Below are 15,966 nucleotides of genomic sequence, written 5' to 3' on the forward strand. Positions count from 1 at the left end.
GCTCACGAACACAACAGGACGGCGCGTGACTGCACTGACCCCCCTGCACACACTCTGGCTGACGGAAACCGTGCGCCTGCGTGAAGAACACGCCGGCCCCTTGGAAGACCTCGAAGCCAACCGCCTGGCCCGTACGGCCGGCGGCGATCTGCCGACGCGCATCCAGCAGCGCGCTCTGCACCTGGCCGAGCGCGATGGCCTGACGGCGGCCCTTGCTCGCTGGCTGCAAGGTGCGCGCCTGGCGCTGCTGCTGCTGGCAATAGTCGCAGTGATCAGCGGTGCCGGCCTGGCCTTTGCCGCGCTGGGTAACGGCTTGATCCCGGTGAACGTATTCTGGGCCCTGGGCAGCCTGCTCGGCTTAAACCTGATCCTGTTAATCAGCTGGGCTTTGGGCCTGCTGTTTGCCGGCGAACACAGCGCCAGCCTGGGGCGACTGTGGTTGTGGCTCAGCGAAAAGCTCGCCCGTGACGCCAAGGCCGCACAACTGGCGCCAGCGCTTTTACTGCTGCTGCAACGACAGAAACTCAATCGCTGGGCGGTCGGTGTGCTGGTCAACAGCCTGTGGGTGTTGGCGCTGCTCAGTGCCCTGGTGATTCTGCTGACGCTGCTCGCTACCCGCCGCTACGGCTTTGTGTGGGAAACCACCATTCTGGGCGCCGATACCTTTGTCGCCGTCACCCAGGCCCTCGGCACCCTGCCCGCCCTGCTGGGCTTCAATGTGCCAACCGTCGACATGATCCGCGCCAGCGGCGATTCCGCGCTGAATATCGAAAGCGCCCGCCAAGCCTGGGCCGCCTGGCTGGTGGGCGTGCTGCTGGTCTATGGCTTGATGCCCCGCTTGATCCTCGCCCTGCTGTGCCTGTGGCGCTGGAAACGCGGGCGCGCCGCCCTGCGCCTGGACCTCAACCTGCCCGGCTACAGCCAGTTGCGCGAACGCCTGATGCCGAGCAGCGAGCGCCTTGGGGTCAACGATGCCGCGCCCGAACAGCTGCACCACGTCAGCGGCGGCGTCAGTGAATTGGAAAGCGATGGCGCGCTGCTGGTGGCCATCGAGCTGGACGACCAGCACCCCTGGCCGCCCAAGCTGCCCTCCAGCGTCAAGAACGCCGGCATCCTCGACAGCCGCGAATCGCGCAACAAGCTGCTGGAACAACTCGCCCGCTTTCCACCTGCGCGCCTGGCCATCGCCTGCGATCCACGCCGCTCGCCGGACCGCGGCAGCCTGGCGCTGATCGCCGAGCTGGCACGCAGCGCCAGCGCTACCCGGGTGTGGCTGCTGCAAGCCCCGCCCGGCCAGGCGCTGGATGCCGAGCGCCTGGGCGACTGGCACGCCGCGCTGCAACAGCTTGAACTACCGTTCGCCGATTGCGCGCCGCTGAACTGGCTGGAGACCGGTCATGACTAAACCGCTGAAACTCGCCGTGGTCGGCCACACCAACGTCGGCAAGACCTCCCTGCTGCGCACGCTGACCCGTGACGTCGGCTTCGGCGAAGTCTCCCATCGCCCCAGCACCACACGCCATGTCGAAGGCGCGCGTTTGTCGGTGGATGGCGAAGCCTTGCTGGAGCTTTACGACACCCCCGGCCTGGAAGATGCCATCGCCCTGCTCGACTACCTGGAGCGCCTGGAACGCCCCGGCGAACGCCTGGACGGCCCGGCACGCCTGGTGCGGTTTCTGGACGGCAGCGAAGCGCGCCAGCGGTTCGAACAGGAAGCCAAGGTGCTGCGCCAGTTGCTCGCCTCCGACGCCGGCCTGTATGTGATCGACGCCCGCGAGCCGGTGCTGGCCAAGTATCGCGATGAACTGCAAGTGCTGGCCAGTTGCGGCAAACCGCTGCTGCCCGTACTCAACTTTGTCAGCAGCAACGACCACCGCGAGCCGGACTGGCGCGAAGCCCTGGCCCGCCTCGGCCTGCATGCGCTGGTGCGCTTTGACAGCGTGGCGCCGCCGGAAGACGGCGAACGGCGCTTGTATGAAAGCCTTGCCCTGCTGCTGGAAAACGCGCGGCCGCAACTGGAAAGGCTGATTCTCGATCAACACGCCCAACGCCAGGCTCGTCAGCAAAGCGCTGCGCGGTTGATTGCCGAATTGCTGATCGACTGCGCCGCTTGCCGCCGCAGCGTGGTCACCGAAGACGAACAGCAAGCCATCGGTGACCTGCGCAAAGCGGTGCGCCAGCGCGAACAAAAATGCGTGGAAGCCCTGCTCAAACTATTCGGCTTCCGCCCCCAGGATGCCGCCGCCAGCGACCTGCCATTGCTCGACGGCCGCTGGGGTGATGACCTGTTCAACCCGGAAACCCTCAAGCAACTCGGCGTGCGCGTCGGAGGTGGCATCGCCGCAGGCGCTGCCGCGGGTGCCGGTGTGGACCTGCTGGTCGGTGGCCTGACGCTTGGCGCCGCCGCCCTGGCCGGCGCGATTGCCGGCGGCGCACTGCAAACCGCGCGCAGCTATGGCAGCCGACTGCTGGGCAAAATCAAAGGCCAGCGTGAGCTGACCGTCGACGATAGCGTGCTGCGCCTGCTCGCCCTGCGCCAACGCCAGTTGCTCAAGGCCCTTAACCTGCGCGGTCATGCGGCGATGCACAGCATCAAGGTCGACACGCCGCAGGACAAGACCTGGCGTGAAGGCAAGCTGCCGGAAGCCTTGCACAAGGCCCGCGCTCACCCGCAATGGTCGTCCCTCAACCCAAACGCCAAATTGAGCCAGGCCGAGCGTCAGGAGCAGGTCGAAGCCCTGGCCGCCCGACTCGATGAAGCCTGACCGGCTTATTGACGCGCGTACCACTCAAAGCCCAGAAAGGTCGTGCATAACGTGCGGATCAGCTCTTTATCGGCCTTGTCCGCAATACCGTCGCGGTCGATGTCACTGTTGGTAAACGATTCCAGCACCCCGTCGCCATCGCCGTCATAGGCCGCCGCCTTGTAGATCAGCGAACCCTTGCACTGCGACGCCGTGCGCTCTTGGAATTCCAGCTTGACCGCGTTGGGCGTGCCGGCCTTGGCGTAATGATCGACGTACAGCGTCAACGTGCGCTGCCAGTGGCTGCGCCGATTGAACCAGTTCAACTTCAAAAAGCAGTCGGCGAAAGTGTCCACCCGCTGTTTTTCCAGCCGACAGGGGCGGGTGACCGGGTTCAGATCGTCCGCCCATTGCAGGTCGACCCGACCGTCCGCGCTCATGTCCACGGCGAAGATCTCGTGGATCAGTTCATCGGGACGGCCAGCCTGCTGCTCATAGAAGTGCAGGATGACGGTGTCTGCCCGACCGTTGCCGCTCATGTCCTGGGCCGTCACTTTTAAGTAGCGCATCAGCGTTGCTCCTTGGATTGAAGAAGCAAGCCACCTTAGTGATCCGACCTCAGGGGCTCTAGGCGGCGCATCTGCATTTGGCGTAAGGCCAATCTACGCAGCCAGTAGCCGCGCGGCCTTGGCCTTGAGTAGCTGCAGGTCGAGCACCGGCACCTGCGCTTGCTTGGCCTGTTCGTCCCAGTGGCGCAGACGCAGACTGATCGCGTAGAGCGGGTCTTGCTCGAACGCCCGCGCTTCGTCAGGCGTCATTGCCCCGCCTTGATACGCCAGCGTGCGGCGGCTGGCTTCGCTCAACCGGGCGTAGTAGTCCGGCTGGCTGAAGGTCAGGTAGCGCTTGGCCTCGACGTGATATTCCACCAGCCGCGCCAGGCGCTCGCTGAAACCGACGCGGCGCAGGTAATCGGCGCCCAGCCGCTCATGGCTGGCCACGCCATAACCGCCCATGTTCTCGCCGCCCTGGCCGCAGAGATGGCCGATATCGTGGAAGAACGCCGCCAACACCACTTCATCATCAAAGCCCTCGGCCATGGCCAACTGAGCGGCTTGGGACATGTGCTCGATCTGCGACACCGGCTCGCCGATGTAATCCGCCGCGCCGTGCTGCTCGTACAAGCCAAACACCTCGGCGATTGCCTGTTCCGGGTTCATCATGCCGCCCCCCACAACGCACTGATATTTCGCTCGGCCATCGCCGGCCCCACGCTCATGCCTACACCGGTGTGCATCAACGCCGCGCTCACCCCTGGAGCAGCACGCAGGAATGAAAACGGTCCCGGCCCGCGCGAGCCATAGACACCCTGCCAGCGCTCCACCACCTGGATCCTGCACCCCAAGGTGTGCTCGGCCAGCTCAACCAACCAGTTATCCACGTGTTCGGCGTTGAACGGCGACGGATCGCCGCCGTAATCATGGGAATCGCCGATGATCAGCTCACCATGGGGCGTCGGGCTGATCAGCAGGTGGATGCCGTGTTCGTGCAGGTACGGTGCCTCCCGCAGGATCTGCGCCTGTACCGCCGCCGCTTCCGGCAAGTCGGCAAACGCACCGTAGTGCACGCAACTGAGGCCGGTGAGCAAGGCGTGTTGCAGGTTAAGGTTGAGTGCAGGCCGGGCGCGCAGCATTTGCAGCCGGCAGATCTGCGGGTTGAGTTCGGCGATGGCCTCGGCCAGCAGGGTTTGGTAGTCATGGCCGGAACACACGATGATCTGCTCGCCACGAAAGCTGCCGGCCGTGCTGTGCAACTGGCCCGGTTCCACATCGCGCACCAGGGTGGAAAAGTGAAACTCCACCTTCAGTTCATGGCGAAGGTAGTTGATCAGCGCCGGGATCGCTTCGCGCGAATACAGTTGCTGATCGTCCTTGCCATGCAGCGCGGCGCGGTGATGGCGGAACTGGCCGCCGTACAGGTCCTTCATTGCCGCGCCTTGCAGCAGTTCGACGTGATAGCCGTGCTCCTGCGCGCGGCCGGCACAGAAGGCTTCCAGCAGATGTTCTTCCGCTTCGGTTCGCGCGAACAGGTAAGAACCATTGCGCTTGAGTTGCAGGCTGGCGAGTTGTGCCCATTGGTCCCAGATCGCGCGGCTCTCCCGAGCCAGGTCGAGCATCGGCCCCGGTGGTTGGCCCGTGACCAGCGCCTGGCCAAAGTTGCGCACGGAGGCGCCCAGCGGGGTGGCGCTGCGCTCGAACACCCTGACCTTGAGCCCGCGCCTGGCAGCGGCGTAGGCGTGGGACAGGCCGAGGATGCCGGCGCCGACGATCAGCAGGTCGCTGTGGTGTGTCATTGAGTGATGTCCTGTTTTCAAGACCGCTATCGGGGGCAAGTCGAATCGTCGCACCGCCCCTCCCACAGTTGATCGAGTTCCAACATGAGAATGCGGTCGAATGTGGGAGGGGCGGGGCGACGATTCGACTTGCCCCCGATGAGGCCAGTAGCCCTAACGAAAGCCTTACTGACCCGCGACCTTCTCCGACTTGCCGTCATAGCGCTTACGCCACTCGGTCAAGATGCTGTCGCGATTCTTCGACGCCCAGCCAAAGTCGTTCTTGATCAGGCGCTGCTCGTAGTCGGCCGGCAGTTCGGTTTGCGGCTTGGCGATGCCAGGCTGGGCGAGGACCGCAAAATTTTCTTTGTACAGGTCCATCGCGGCGGGGCTGGCAGAGAAGTCGGCGAGTTTTTTCGCCGCATCGGCGTGGGCGGAACCCTTGATCACGGCGGTGGCTTCGATGTCCCAGCCCAGGCCTTCCTTCGGCAGGATGATGTCCAGCGGTGCGCCCTGGCGCTTGAGCTGCACGGCCGGGTACTCAAAGGAAATACCAATCGGGAATTCACCGGAAGCCGCCAGCTTGCAGGGCTTGGAGCCGGAGTGAACGTATTGGCCGATGTTCTGGTGCAAGTCGTCCATGTACTGCCAGCCCTGCTTCTCGCCGAAGGTTTGCAGCCAGGCGCTCACATCCAGGAAGCCGGTGCCGGACGATGCCGGGTTGGGCATGACGATCTTGCCCTTGTACTCGGGCTTGGTCAGGTCCTGCCAGCTCACCGGCTTGGTCAGGCCCTGTTTCTCGGCTTCGACAGTGTTGAAGCAAATGGTCGCGGCCCACACATCCATGCCGACCCAGGCCGGTGGGTTGGCGGCGTCACGGTAGTGCTTGCCGATCTTGTCCAGGTCCTTGGGCGCGTAGTTATCCAGCATGCCCTGCTGATCGAGAATCGCCAGGCTCGACGCGGCCAGGCCCCACACTACGTCGGCTTGCGGGCGAGCTTTTTCGGCCAGCAGCTTGGCGGTGATGATGCCGGTGGAGTCGCGCACCCATTTGATATCGATATCCGGGTTGGCCTTCTCGAAGGCCTGCTTGTAGGTCTTCAACTGCTCGGCTTCGAGGGCCGTGTACACGGTCAGCTCGGTTTTCGCGGCAAAGGCATTCAGGCTGAATACGCTGAGTACAGCAGCGGCCAGCGCCAGGGGCTTGAACATGGTGCACTTCCTTTATCGAGGGTTATTGACCGGGCGCGGTTTGACGCCAGGCTTGGGAGCGACGCAACAGGCCGCGTGAGGCCCACGCCAGCAGCAGCGAGACGGCGGCCGAAGTGAACAGGATCAGGGTCGACATCGCCGCCGCGCCGCCCACGTTGCCGGCGTCGTCCATGTTCAGCACGGCGACGGCGGCGAGAATGGTGTCGGGGCTGTAGAGAAAAATTGCCGCCGACACCGTGGTCATCGCCGACACAAACAGGTAGCGCACGATATCCAGCAGTGCCGGCAGGCAAATCGGCACGGTCACCCGCAGGTAGTGGCGATAAAGCGGCGCCTTGAGGGACAGCGCAGCGGCTTCGAACTCGGCGTCCAGCTGGCGCAGGGCAGTGGTCGCGGTCATCTGGGCAGTGGTCAGGTAGTGCGCGATGGTGCACACCACCAGCAAGGTCATGGTCCCGTAGAACACATGCAGCGGGTTGCCGTTGAGGTTGAAGAAGAACACATAACCCAGGCCCAACACCAAGCCCGGCACGGCCATCGGCACAAAACTGAGCAGGCGCAGCGCCAGGTTGAGGCCCTTCTGGCCCTGGGTCTTTTCCATCAGGTAGGCGCCGGTGAAGATCAGCACGCTGCCGATCAACGCGGTGCACAGTGCCAGGGTCAGGCTGTTGCGATAGGCCAGCCAGCCGCCGCCGGCCGTGTCTTCGAACTGGTAGTGGTTGAGCGACAGCGACAGGTTGTACGGCCAGAACTTCACCAGCGAGGAGTACACCGCCATGCCGAACACCAGCAGCAACACGGCACACATCCCCAGCACAATGGCCAGGTAGCAGGCGTCCCGCAGCCGCGATGGCGCGGGTTGGAACACCTGGGCGCGGCCACTCATCGAATCACCCTGCCGACGACGTAACCAGGCGTCCACGCCAAAGCTGAACAGCGCCGGCAGCAGCAACACCATGCCAATCAACGCACCGCGGCCGAACTGTTGCTGGCCCACCACCGCCTTGTAGGCTTCCAGCGCCAACACCTGGTAATCGCCGCCGACCACCACGGGCACGCCGAAGTCGGTGATGGTCAAGGTGAACACCAGGCAGAACGCGGCGAACACCGCCTGGCGCGTGGCCGGCCAGGTGATGCTGCGAAATGCTCGGGCGGGGCTGGCGCCCATGCTCGATGCCGCGTCGAATAACCGCGCATCCGCCAAGGAAAGCGCTGACAACAGGATCATCAAGGCATGTGGGAAGGTGTAGATCACTTCGCCGAGGACAATGCCCCAGAAGCCGTAGATATTCTCCGAGAGCAGGCCACGTAACAGGCCCTGGTTACCAAACAGGTACACCAATGCAATCCCCGGCAGCATCGACGGTGCCATCAACGGCAGTAACGACAGGCCACGCCAGATGGCCTTGCCGGGAATCAGGGTGCGTTGCAGCGCGTAGGCAAACAGGTAGGCCAGCGGTACGACGATAGCCGCCACGCTAAGGGAAACTTTCAGGCTATTGCCCAACAGCCAATGAAAGTTGGCGCTGCTCACCAGCTCTCGCGCAGCGACCAGGCCACCGCCCTGCCCCGCCTCGCTGCTGAAGCCACGCCAGAAGATCGCCAACAGCGGTAGCAGGACCGCGACACCCAGCAGGCACAGCCACAACAGTTTGCCGCCGAGCACAAAAAGGCGGTCGCCGGTTTCCGCACGGGAAACCTGGCGCGGTATCGGCAAGCTCATATCAACGGCCATCTCAGGCAAACACCTGCAGGCTACGCGGCGGCAAGGCGACCCAGATGTGCTGGGCGCCCAGGCGTGGCATGGCTTCCGGGGCCAGCTCGGCCAACAGCGGATGCCCAGGCAACTGCTCCAGTTCAAAGCTCATGCGGCAGCGGTTACCCAGGAAGGTGATCTCGCGGACCTTGGCCGGGAACAGGTTTTCTTCATGCACCGGTGGGTTGACGCTGATCGCTTCCGGGCGGCAGAACAGGCGGCCGGAGGAAGCCACACCCGCGTCGTCGGCCAGGCGCATGTTCATCCCGCCGACCTGCGCGTGACTCGCGCTGTTGCGGCTGAACGGCAGCCAATTGCCCTGGCCGACAAACTCGGCCACGAACGGCGTGGCCGGGCGATCATAGATTTCCTGGGGCGTGGCGTATTGCTCGACCTTGCCGTTGTTCATCACGGCGATGCGGTCGGCCATCAACATGGCCTCATCCTGATTATGGGTGACCATCAGGGTGGTGATGCCCAGGCGCCGTTGCAGTTGGCGCAACTCGGTGCATAAATGCTCGCGGACACGGGCATCGAGGGCCGACATCGGCTCGTCCAGCAGCAGCAACGACGGTGCTGGCGCCAGCGCACGGGCCAGGGCGACACGCTGCTGTTGGCCACCGGACAGTTGGCCTGGGTATTTCTTTTCACTGCCGAGCAGGCCCACCAGTTCGAGCATCTGCCCGACACGCTGGCGCACTTCATCACGACCGCTGCCGGTAAGGCCGTAGCCAATATTGGCTTCGACGCTGAGGTTGGGAAACAACGCGTAGGACTGGAACAGAATGCCGTAGTCCCGTGCCTGGGGCGGCAGCAGGGAAACATCCCGGCTGCCCAGGTACAGTTCACCGCTGTCCTGGCGCTCCAGGCCGGCGATGCAACGCAGCAAGGTGGTCTTGCCGCAACCCGACGGGCCCAGCAGACACACCAGCTCGCCGGCGGCGACGTCCAGGGACACGTTGTCCAGCGCGGTAAAGGCGCCGAAGCGTTTCTGGACACCGCGCACCTTCATTGGCGCGCCGGGGTTGCTCAGGGCTGTGTTCATGGAGGCACCTCATCAAACGGATGAGGGCCATGCTAGGCAGCCAATGCGTCCCTGGTGTGGCAGAAAGGCAAAACATGGCGATAGTGGTATTGGTGGATTTGGGTAGGCCATTCAGAGATGGGTTGCCTGGTCTACCGCAAGGCTTCAGATCGGCGACATTTCCTGCGCCAACCCCAAAAACGCCGCCGGCAACCGAGCGCCTTTTCTTTCCTTGAGGCAGTAGAGATATTCCGGAATCTGCGGTGCATGCTCGATGGTCAGCACCCGTAACTGCGGGTCATGGGGCACTTCCTGGCGGGCGATGATGCTGATGCCGATATTGCGCAGCACTGCTTCGCGAATCGACTCGCGACTGCCGATTTCCAGCAGCGGCCCATAACTCACACCGGCGCCTTGCAGCATCTCTTCCGTCAGCCGTCGCGTGGTAGAACCCGCCTCACGCATCAACAGCGTATGGCCGGCGAGCGCGGTCAACGGCACATGATCCAGTTTGGCCAGGGGATGGTTGCGATGCACCGCCAGCACCAGGGGGTCGGTGCCCAATACGCGGCGGATCAAACGGGGGTCTTCCAGCAACTGCGAGGAGGCAGCGACGTCTACACGGTAATCGTCCAGGGCCTCGAGCACCTGCTGGGAGTTGCCGATTTCCACCGACACCTCCACGTGCGGCAGGCGTTCGCGAAAGGCTTTGACCAGGTCGAGGATGTAATACGGCGCCGTCGCGGCAATCCTCAGCGCCCCTTGGACCTGACCGCTGTTGCGCAGGAAAAACTCGATGTCCGCTTCCTGCTGCAACAGCGTCTTGACCATCGGCAACAGGCGCGCGCCTTCGTCGCTGACGGTGAGACGGCGGCCGCCACGGTAGAACAACTCAACGCCGTATTGGCTCTCCAGGTTGCGCACCTGGGTGGTGACGGTGGGCTGGCTCAGGCCGAGTTTTTTCGCCGCCTGGGTGATGCTGCCCAGGCGGGCGACCAGATAAAACGCCTTCAGCTCGGCACTCAGCACACCACCCTCTCATCGTCTATTTGCGCAGCAGGCGCAGGCCATTGAATACCACCAGCAGGCTCACGCCCATGTCGGCGAACACCGCCATCCACATGGTGGCCATGCCCAGGAAGGTAACGGCCAGGAAGATGGCCTTGATCACCAGCGCCAGGGCGATGTTCTGCTTGAGGATACTCGACGTTTGCCGCGACAACCGAATGAATGCGGGAATCTTGCGCAAGTCATCGTCCATCAAGGCGACGTCGGCGGTCTCGATGGCGGTGTCCGTGCCCGCGGCGGCCATGGCAAAACCGATCTCGGCGCGAGCCAGGGCCGGGGCGTCGTTGATGCCGTCGCCGACCATGCCCACGCGGTGGCCTTGGCCGTAGAGGGTTTCGATGGCTTGCAGCTTATCGGTGGGCAACAGGTCGCCCTGGGCCTGGTCGATGCCGACCTGGGCTGCGATCGCCTGGGCGGTGTGGGTGTTGTCGCCGGTGAGCATCAGGGTCTTGATGCCCAGCTCATGCAACTGCTGGATGGCTTCGCGGCTGCTGTCCTTGACCGTATCGGCCACGGCGAACAGCGCCAGCGGGCCGGATGTGTCGAGCAGCAGCACCACGGACTTGCCTTGTTTTTCCAGGGCGAAGAGTTTTTCTTCCAGAGCTGGCGAACACAGGCCCAGGTCTTCCACCAGGCGATGGTTGCCCAGGTGGTAGGTTTGACCGTTGATATCGCCGCGCACACCGCGACCGGCCAGCGCTGCGAAGTTATCCACAGCGTGGGTCGCCAGGTTTTTATCCACAGCCGCCAAGGCGATCGCCAGGGACACCGGGTGATCGGACCGCGCGGCCAAACTCGCGGCCAGGGCCGGTGCGCTGTCTTCGACATTCGGGAACAGCGCCAGGTAATCGGTTTGCACCGGCTTGCCGTGGGTAAGGGTGCCGGTCTTGTCGAGGGCCAGGTAGTCGAGCTTGTAACCGCCCTCCAGGTACACGCCGCCCTTGATCAGGATGCCTTTGCGCGCCGCGGCGGCCAGGCCGCTGACAATGGTCACCGGGGTGGAGATCACCAGCGCGCAGGGGCAGGCGACCACCAGCAGCACCAGCGCGCGGTAGATCCAGTCAAACCACACGCCGGCCATGAACAGCGGCGGGATCAACGCCACGCCCAGCGCGAACAGGAACACAGCCGGGGTGTAGATCCTCGCGAAGCTGTCGACAAAGCGCTGGGTCGGTGCACGCGCGCCTTGGGCCTGTTCCACCGCGTGGATGATCCGCGCCAGCGTGGAATTGTTGGCTGCCGCCGTCACCTTGTATTCCAGGGAGCCGGCCTGGTTGATAGTGCCGGCAAAGACCTTATCGCCCGCTGCCTTCTCAATCGGCAGGCTTTCGCCGGTGATCGGCGCCTGGTCGACAGTGGATTGGCCGGCGGTAACTTCGCCGTCCAGGCCAATGCGCTCGCCAGGTCGAACCCGCACGATTGCACCCAGTTCGATGTTTTTGACTGGTTGTACGCCCCACGATCCATCCGCCTGCCGTACCGTGGCCTGCTCCGGCGTCATCTGCATCAAGCCGCTGATCGCGTTGCGCGCCCGGTCCAGGGACTTGGCTTCGATCAACTCGGCCACGGTGAACAGGAACATCACCATCGCCGCTTCCGGCCACTGGCCAATCAGGATCGCGCCGGTGACCGCGATACTCATCAGCGCGTTGATGTTCAGGTTGAGGTTTTTCAGGGCTATCCAACCCTTTTTATAGGTGGTGAGGCCGCCACTGAGGATCGATACCAGCGCCACGATGGCGATCACCCAGGTCGGCGCGGCATTGGTAAAGTGCAACACTTCGGCGCCCAGTGCGCCCACGCCAGACAGCGCCAGCGGCCACCAGTGCTTCTTGGCTGGCGGCTCGGCGGCCGGGACGCCCTCTTCGATCGGATCGGCGTGCATGCCCAGGGATTTGATGGCCTCGACAATCGACGCGGTGCTCGGCAGGTCATGGGTGACGCCGAGTATGCGGTTGATCAGGTTGAACTCCAGTTGCTGCACGCCGGCCAACTTGCCCAGTTTGTTCTGGATCAGCGTTTGCTCGGTGGGGCAGTCCATGGCTTCGATACGGAAAGTGCTCAGGCGTGAGCCGGCGGTCTGGGCATCGCTCAGTCGCACCAATGCAGGCGCCGGGGTACCGGAGCAGCAGGAGCCGCCGTGGCCGTGATCATGCACGGGCGTAAGTTTCTTCGGCGCATGATCGTGCTCATGGTCGTGATCGTGATCGTGATCGTGATCGTGGTCATGCTTATGCGGGGTGTGGAAGGAGTCGCTCATCAGGTCGCGTCCGTAAGGTGCCTGTTGCCAAGTAAAGACCCTGTAGCCACTATAGGGTCAAGCACCCATTTGGAGATTGCTGCGATGAAGATCGGCGAACTGGCCAAACTGACCGACTGCCCGGTGGAAACCATCCGTTATTACGAGAAGGAAGGCCTGCTGCCGCCGCCGGCGCGCACCGAGGCCAACTACCGTGTGTACACCCAGGCGCACACCGAACGGCTGGTGTTTATCCGCAATTGCCGCAGCCTCGACATGACCCTGGAAGAAATCCGCAGCCTGCTCGGGCTGCGCGACAGCCCGCAGGACCAGTGTGAAAACGTGAATGCATTGATCGATGAGCATATCCACCATGTGAAAGCGCGGATCGATGGGCTGCTGGCGTTGCAGGAACAGTTGATCGACCTGCGCCAGCGCTGTGGCAGCGGGCCGGAGCTGGACCAGTGCGGGATTTTGCAGCGGCTGGAGGTCAGCGGCGGTGTCGCTGCCAGCGAGGCTGAGCCTTCGCACGTGGGCAGAAGCCACGGCCACTGACTCAAGGCGACACAGATCAAATGTGGGAGGGGGCTTGCCCCCGATAGCAGTGGATCAGCTAAGTATTAGGTGGCTGACATAGTTAAGGCTTTTTTGTAGGAGCGAGCTTGCTCGCGAAGAACTCACAGGCGCCGCGTTCACTCAGGAAACACGCGTTATCGTTGACGTTTTTCGCGAGCAAGCTCGCTCCTACAGAAGGCGATGTACGCTTAACTGAATTGACGTTTTTCGCGAGCAAGCTCGCTCCTACAGAAGGCGATGTACGCTTAACTGAACGGCATTAGGGCTTGCCCCCGATAGCAGTGGATCAGCTAAGTATTAGGTGGCTGACATACTGCAATCGGGGGCAAGCCCCCTCCCACAGTGGAACCGAGACCGACGTTAGATAGCCACGTCGGCCTTGATGCTTGGGTCGGCGTCGTAGCCCACGATTTCAAAGTCTTCGAACCTGTAGTCGTAGATCGACGCCGGCTTACGCTTGATCACCAGTTCCGGCAGCTTCTTCGGCGTGCGCGCCAGCTGGGTCCGGATCTGTTCCATATGGTTGCTGTAGGCGTGGGTGTCGCCGGTGGTGACGATGATCTCGTGAGGGATCAGGTCGCATTGCTGCGCCAGCATATGGGTCAGCAGCGCCAGCGCGGCGGTGTTGTAGGGCAGGCCGAGGAACACGTCGGAGCTGCGGATGTACAACTGCATCGACAGATGGCCGTCATGCACGAACGCCTGGTACAGCAGGTGGCACGGTGGCAGGGCTTGTTTGCCATTGCGCGCGTTCTCCTGCGGGCTCTTGGTTTCGTCCGGCAGGTACTCGACGTTCCAGCCGTGGAACAGGATGCGACGGCTGTTGGGGTTGGTCTTGAGCGTGTGCACCATGTAGTCGATCTGGTTGATCGTGCCGCCATCCTTGGTCGGCCAGGCGGTCCACTGTTCGCCGTACACCGGGCCCAGGTCACCTTCTTCGGTGGCCCACTCGTCCCAGATTCTCACGCCGTTTTCGTTCAGCCACTTGATGTTGGTGTTACCGCTCAACATCCAGATCAGCTCGTTGGCGATGCTCTTGAAGTGAAGCTTCTTGGTGGTCAGCAACGGGAAGCCGTCGGCCAAGTTATGCCGATACTGACGGGCGAACACGGCCTTGGTGCCGGTGCCGGTACGGTCGCCTTTGGTCAGGCCATTGGTCACGACGTCGTTCAGTAGTTCGAGATATTGCTTCATGTCATTACCCGTATCGTTGAAGCCGAGACCTCGCAGGCCTCGGCGTTCGAATTTAAAGCGCGGTGTTCTTCAGCGGTTGCGGGCGGTTGTAGGCCCACCACAGCAAGCCCAGGCCGGCCAGGATCATCGGCAGGCTGAGGATCTGGCCCATGGTCAGCCAGCCCCACGCCAGGTAGCCCAGTTGCGCATCCGGCACGCGCACGAACTCGACGATGAAACGGAAGATCCCGTAGAACAACGCGAACATACCCGACACCGCCATGGTGGGACGTGGTTTGCGCGAGAAGAGGTACAGGATAAGGAACAGTGCCACCCCTTCCAGGGCGAACTGGTAAAGCTGCGACGGATGGCGCGGCAGCTGTGCCGGGTCGCTGAACGGCGGGAACACCATGGCCCACGGCACGTCGGTCGGCTTGCCCCACAACTCGGCGTTGATGAAGTTACCGATACGCCCGGCACCCAGGCCGATCGGCACCAGCGGTGCGACGAAATCCATCAGTTGGAAAAACGACTTGCCGTTGCGCCGGCCAAACCACCAGGCGGCGATCATCACGCCGATAAACCCACCGTGGAACGCCATGCCACCCTTCCACACTTCGAAGATCAGCGTCGGGTTGGCGATATACGCCGAGAGATCGTAGAACAGCACATACCCCAGTCGCCCGCCGACAATCACCCCCATCGACAGCCAGAACACCATGTCGGAGAGTTTCTCCTTGGTCCAGGTCGGGTCAAAACGGTTCAAACGCCGAGAGGCCAGCAGCCAGGCGCCGCCGATGCCGATCAGGTACATCAACCCGTACCAGTGGATTTTCAGCGGACCGATGGCCAGGGCCACCGGGTCGATCTGCGGGTAAGGCAGCATTGCGACTCCTCGTTAAATCATTCGTTATGGCGCCGGACCATGCCCGGGCGCGATTAAGCCTGCGTTACAGCAAAAAATTCAAACCGACACAAAACAACAGACCGGCGAACAGCCGCTTCAACAGACGCGGCGACAAGCGGTGCGCCAGGCGTGCGCCGAAGCGGGCGAACACCATGCTGGTCAAGGCAATGCCCAGCAGTGCCGGCAAATACACGAACCCTAGACTATGAGCGGGCAACAGCGGGTCATGCCAGCCCAGAATCATGAAACTTAACGCGCTGGCCACGGCGATCGGCAGGCCGCAGGCCGATGAGGTGGCCACCGCTTGCTGCATCGGCACGCTGCGCCAGGTCAAAAACGGTACGGTCAGCGAGCCGCCGCCGATGCCGAAAATCGCCGAGGCCCAGCCGATCACCGTACCGGCCAGGGTCAGGCCGACCTTGCCGGGTACCGTCCGGCTGGCCTTGGGCTTGACCTCCAGGGCCAGCTGCACGGCGACGATCAATGCGAACACGCCAATGATCTTCTGCAAATGCGGGCCGGAGATCGCCTCGGCCGTCAGCGCGCCGAAGCCTGCGCCGATCAAGATGCCGACCGTCATCCACACGAATATCGGCCAACGCACCGCGCCGCGTCGGTGATGCTCACGCACGGCATTGATCGAGGTAAATATGATCGTCGCCAGGGAAGTGCCCACGGCCAGGTGGGTCAGCACCTGCGGGTCAAAGCCCTGCAAGGTGAAACTGAACACCAGCACCGGCACGATAATGATCCCGCCCCCCACGCCAAACAGCCCGGCGAGCACGCCCGCACAGGCACCCAGCAGCAAATACAGCAGAAATTCCATGGGAGCCCCCCAACCAAGTCCGGCATGTTAACGGATGGAAGGCATGCGACCCAACTGGATACGATGGAACGCCGCTGCCGGTGTGGGTAGAGTGACAAAAAAACACAAAGGG

Annotated in this window: 14 protein-coding genes; 3 read left to right on the forward strand and 11 right to left on the reverse strand. The window is 63.1% G+C overall.

What is annotated here, in order from left to right; genetic code table 11:
• The first annotated feature begins 25 nt into the window (after nucleotides 1-25).
• Both A7317_RS27735 and A7317_RS27740 read left to right on the forward strand, forming a co-directional pair.
• Complete coding sequence (locus A7317_RS27735; protein WP_069077226.1) at nucleotides 26-1,405, forward strand: DUF2868 domain-containing protein; 1,380 nt, start codon at nucleotides 26-28, stop codon at nucleotides 1,403-1,405.
• Entirely contained in the window at nucleotides 1,398-2,765 is a 1,368-nt protein-coding gene (locus A7317_RS27740) for a DUF3482 domain-containing protein (protein ID WP_024077937.1), read from the forward strand. Before A7317_RS27735 ends, A7317_RS27740 begins: the two co-directional genes overlap by 8 nt.
• Nucleotides 2,766-2,770: 5 nt before the next feature.
• Here A7317_RS27740 and A7317_RS27745 read toward each other — a convergent pair whose 3' ends face one another.
• The 8 genes from A7317_RS27745 to A7317_RS27780 all read right to left on the reverse strand — a co-directional run bounded on the left by A7317_RS27745 (nucleotide 2,771) and on the right by A7317_RS27780 (nucleotide 12,393).
• Complete coding sequence (locus A7317_RS27745; protein WP_069077227.1) at nucleotides 2,771-3,313, reverse strand: hypothetical protein; 543 nt, start codon at nucleotides 3,311-3,313, stop codon at nucleotides 2,771-2,773.
• A 93-nt stretch (nucleotides 3,314-3,406) separates the two neighbouring features.
• Nucleotides 3,407-3,961 carry a phosphonate degradation HD-domain oxygenase gene (locus tag A7317_RS27750; protein ID WP_041161315.1) on the reverse strand — a complete coding sequence of 185 codons (555 nt, stop codon included), beginning with the start codon at nucleotides 3,959-3,961 and terminating at the stop codon, nucleotides 3,407-3,409.
• Nucleotides 3,961-5,094, reverse strand: coding sequence for a TIGR03364 family FAD-dependent oxidoreductase (locus A7317_RS27755; protein ID WP_069077228.1), 1,134 nt, complete (start codon nucleotides 5,092-5,094; stop codon nucleotides 3,961-3,963). Before A7317_RS27755 ends, A7317_RS27750 begins: the two co-directional genes overlap by 1 nt.
• A 165-nt stretch (nucleotides 5,095-5,259) precedes the next feature.
• Nucleotides 5,260-6,285 (reverse strand): putative 2-aminoethylphosphonate ABC transporter substrate-binding protein, encoded by a 1,026-nt coding sequence (locus A7317_RS27760; protein WP_024077941.1) that lies wholly within the window; start codon nucleotides 6,283-6,285, stop codon nucleotides 5,260-5,262.
• A 22-nt stretch (nucleotides 6,286-6,307) separates the two neighbouring features.
• Nucleotides 6,308-8,020 carry a putative 2-aminoethylphosphonate ABC transporter permease subunit gene (locus A7317_RS27765; RefSeq protein WP_041161047.1) on the reverse strand — a complete coding sequence of 571 codons (1,713 nt, stop codon included), beginning with the start codon at nucleotides 8,018-8,020 and terminating at the stop codon, nucleotides 6,308-6,310.
• 1 nt (nucleotide 8,021) lies between these two features.
• Nucleotides 8,022-9,086 (reverse strand): putative 2-aminoethylphosphonate ABC transporter ATP-binding protein, encoded by a 1,065-nt coding sequence (locus A7317_RS27770; protein WP_069077229.1) that lies wholly within the window; start codon nucleotides 9,084-9,086, stop codon nucleotides 8,022-8,024.
• Nucleotides 9,087-9,230: 144 nt separating this feature from the next.
• Nucleotides 9,231-10,094 (reverse strand): LysR family transcriptional regulator, encoded by an 864-nt coding sequence (locus A7317_RS27775; RefSeq protein ID WP_024077944.1) that lies wholly within the window; start codon nucleotides 10,092-10,094, stop codon nucleotides 9,231-9,233.
• 16 nt (nucleotides 10,095-10,110) lie between these two features.
• Nucleotides 10,111-12,393: a heavy metal translocating P-type ATPase gene (locus tag A7317_RS27780; protein WP_069077230.1), complete on the reverse strand. Its 2,283-nt coding sequence runs from the start codon at nucleotides 12,391-12,393 to the stop codon at nucleotides 10,111-10,113.
• An 84-nt stretch (nucleotides 12,394-12,477) separates the two neighbouring features.
• Between A7317_RS27780 and cadR the strand changes: the two genes are divergently transcribed.
• The gene (cadR, locus tag A7317_RS27785; protein WP_024077946.1) at nucleotides 12,478-12,927 is read left to right on the forward strand and encodes a Cd(II)/Pb(II)-responsive transcriptional regulator; all 450 of its coding nucleotides are present in this window, start codon (nucleotides 12,478-12,480) and stop codon (nucleotides 12,925-12,927) included.
• A gap of 381 nt (nucleotides 12,928-13,308) precedes the next feature.
• Here the strand turns inward: cadR and A7317_RS27790 are convergent, their stop codons facing one another.
• The 3 genes from A7317_RS27790 to A7317_RS27800 all read right to left on the reverse strand — a co-directional run bounded on the left by A7317_RS27790 (nucleotide 13,309) and on the right by A7317_RS27800 (nucleotide 15,854).
• Nucleotides 13,309-14,142, reverse strand: a complete 834-nt coding sequence (locus A7317_RS27790; protein ID WP_024077947.1) for a thymidylate synthase — start codon at nucleotides 14,140-14,142, stop codon at nucleotides 13,309-13,311.
• A 52-nt stretch (nucleotides 14,143-14,194) separates the two neighbouring features.
• A complete protein-coding gene (lgt, locus tag A7317_RS27795; RefSeq protein WP_024077948.1) occupies nucleotides 14,195-15,007 on the reverse strand; it encodes a prolipoprotein diacylglyceryl transferase in 813 nt (270 codons plus the stop codon).
• A 64-nt stretch (nucleotides 15,008-15,071) separates the two neighbouring features.
• Entirely contained in the window at nucleotides 15,072-15,854 is a 783-nt protein-coding gene (locus tag A7317_RS27800) for a sulfite exporter TauE/SafE family protein (RefSeq protein ID WP_069077231.1), read from the reverse strand.
• Between the last annotated feature and the right edge of the window lie 112 nt (nucleotides 15,855-15,966).

Origin of the sequence: Pseudomonas fluorescens, from assembly GCF_001708445.1 — a bacterium.
Lineage (GTDB): Bacteria > Pseudomonadota > Gammaproteobacteria > Pseudomonadales > Pseudomonadaceae > Aquipseudomonas > Aquipseudomonas gorinensis.

Coding starts and splice junctions, on each gene's coding strand:
- A7317_RS27740 (WP_024077937.1), top strand. CDS start 1,398: ATGACTAAACCGCTGAAACTCGCCGTGGTCGGCCACACCAACGTCGGC.
- A7317_RS27745 (WP_069077227.1), bottom strand. CDS start 3,313: ATGCGCTACTTAAAAGTGACGGCCCAGGACATGAGCGGCAACGGTCGG.
- A7317_RS27750 (WP_041161315.1), bottom strand. CDS start 3,961: ATGAACCCGGAACAGGCAATCGCCGAGGTGTTTGGCTTGTACGAGCAG.
- A7317_RS27755 (WP_069077228.1), bottom strand. CDS start 5,094: ATGACACACCACAGCGACCTGCTGATCGTCGGCGCCGGCATCCTCGGC.
- A7317_RS27760 (WP_024077941.1), bottom strand. CDS start 6,285: ATGTTCAAGCCCCTGGCGCTGGCCGCTGCTGTACTCAGCGTATTCAGC.
- A7317_RS27765 (WP_041161047.1), bottom strand. CDS start 8,020: ATGGCCGTTGATATGAGCTTGCCGATACCGCGCCAGGTTTCCCGTGCG.
- A7317_RS27770 (WP_069077229.1), bottom strand. CDS start 9,086: ATGAACACAGCCCTGAGCAACCCCGGCGCGCCAATGAAGGTGCGCGGT.
- A7317_RS27780 (WP_069077230.1), bottom strand. CDS start 12,393: ATGAGCGACTCCTTCCACACCCCGCATAAGCATGACCACGATCACGAT.
- cadR (WP_024077946.1), top strand. CDS start 12,478: ATGAAGATCGGCGAACTGGCCAAACTGACCGACTGCCCGGTGGAAACC.
- A7317_RS27790 (WP_024077947.1), bottom strand. CDS start 14,142: ATGAAGCAATATCTCGAACTACTGAACGACGTCGTGACCAATGGCCTG.
- lgt (WP_024077948.1), bottom strand. CDS start 15,007: ATGCTGCCTTACCCGCAGATCGACCCGGTGGCCCTGGCCATCGGTCCG.
- A7317_RS27800 (WP_069077231.1), bottom strand. CDS start 15,854: ATGGAATTTCTGCTGTATTTGCTGCTGGGTGCCTGTGCGGGCGTGCTC.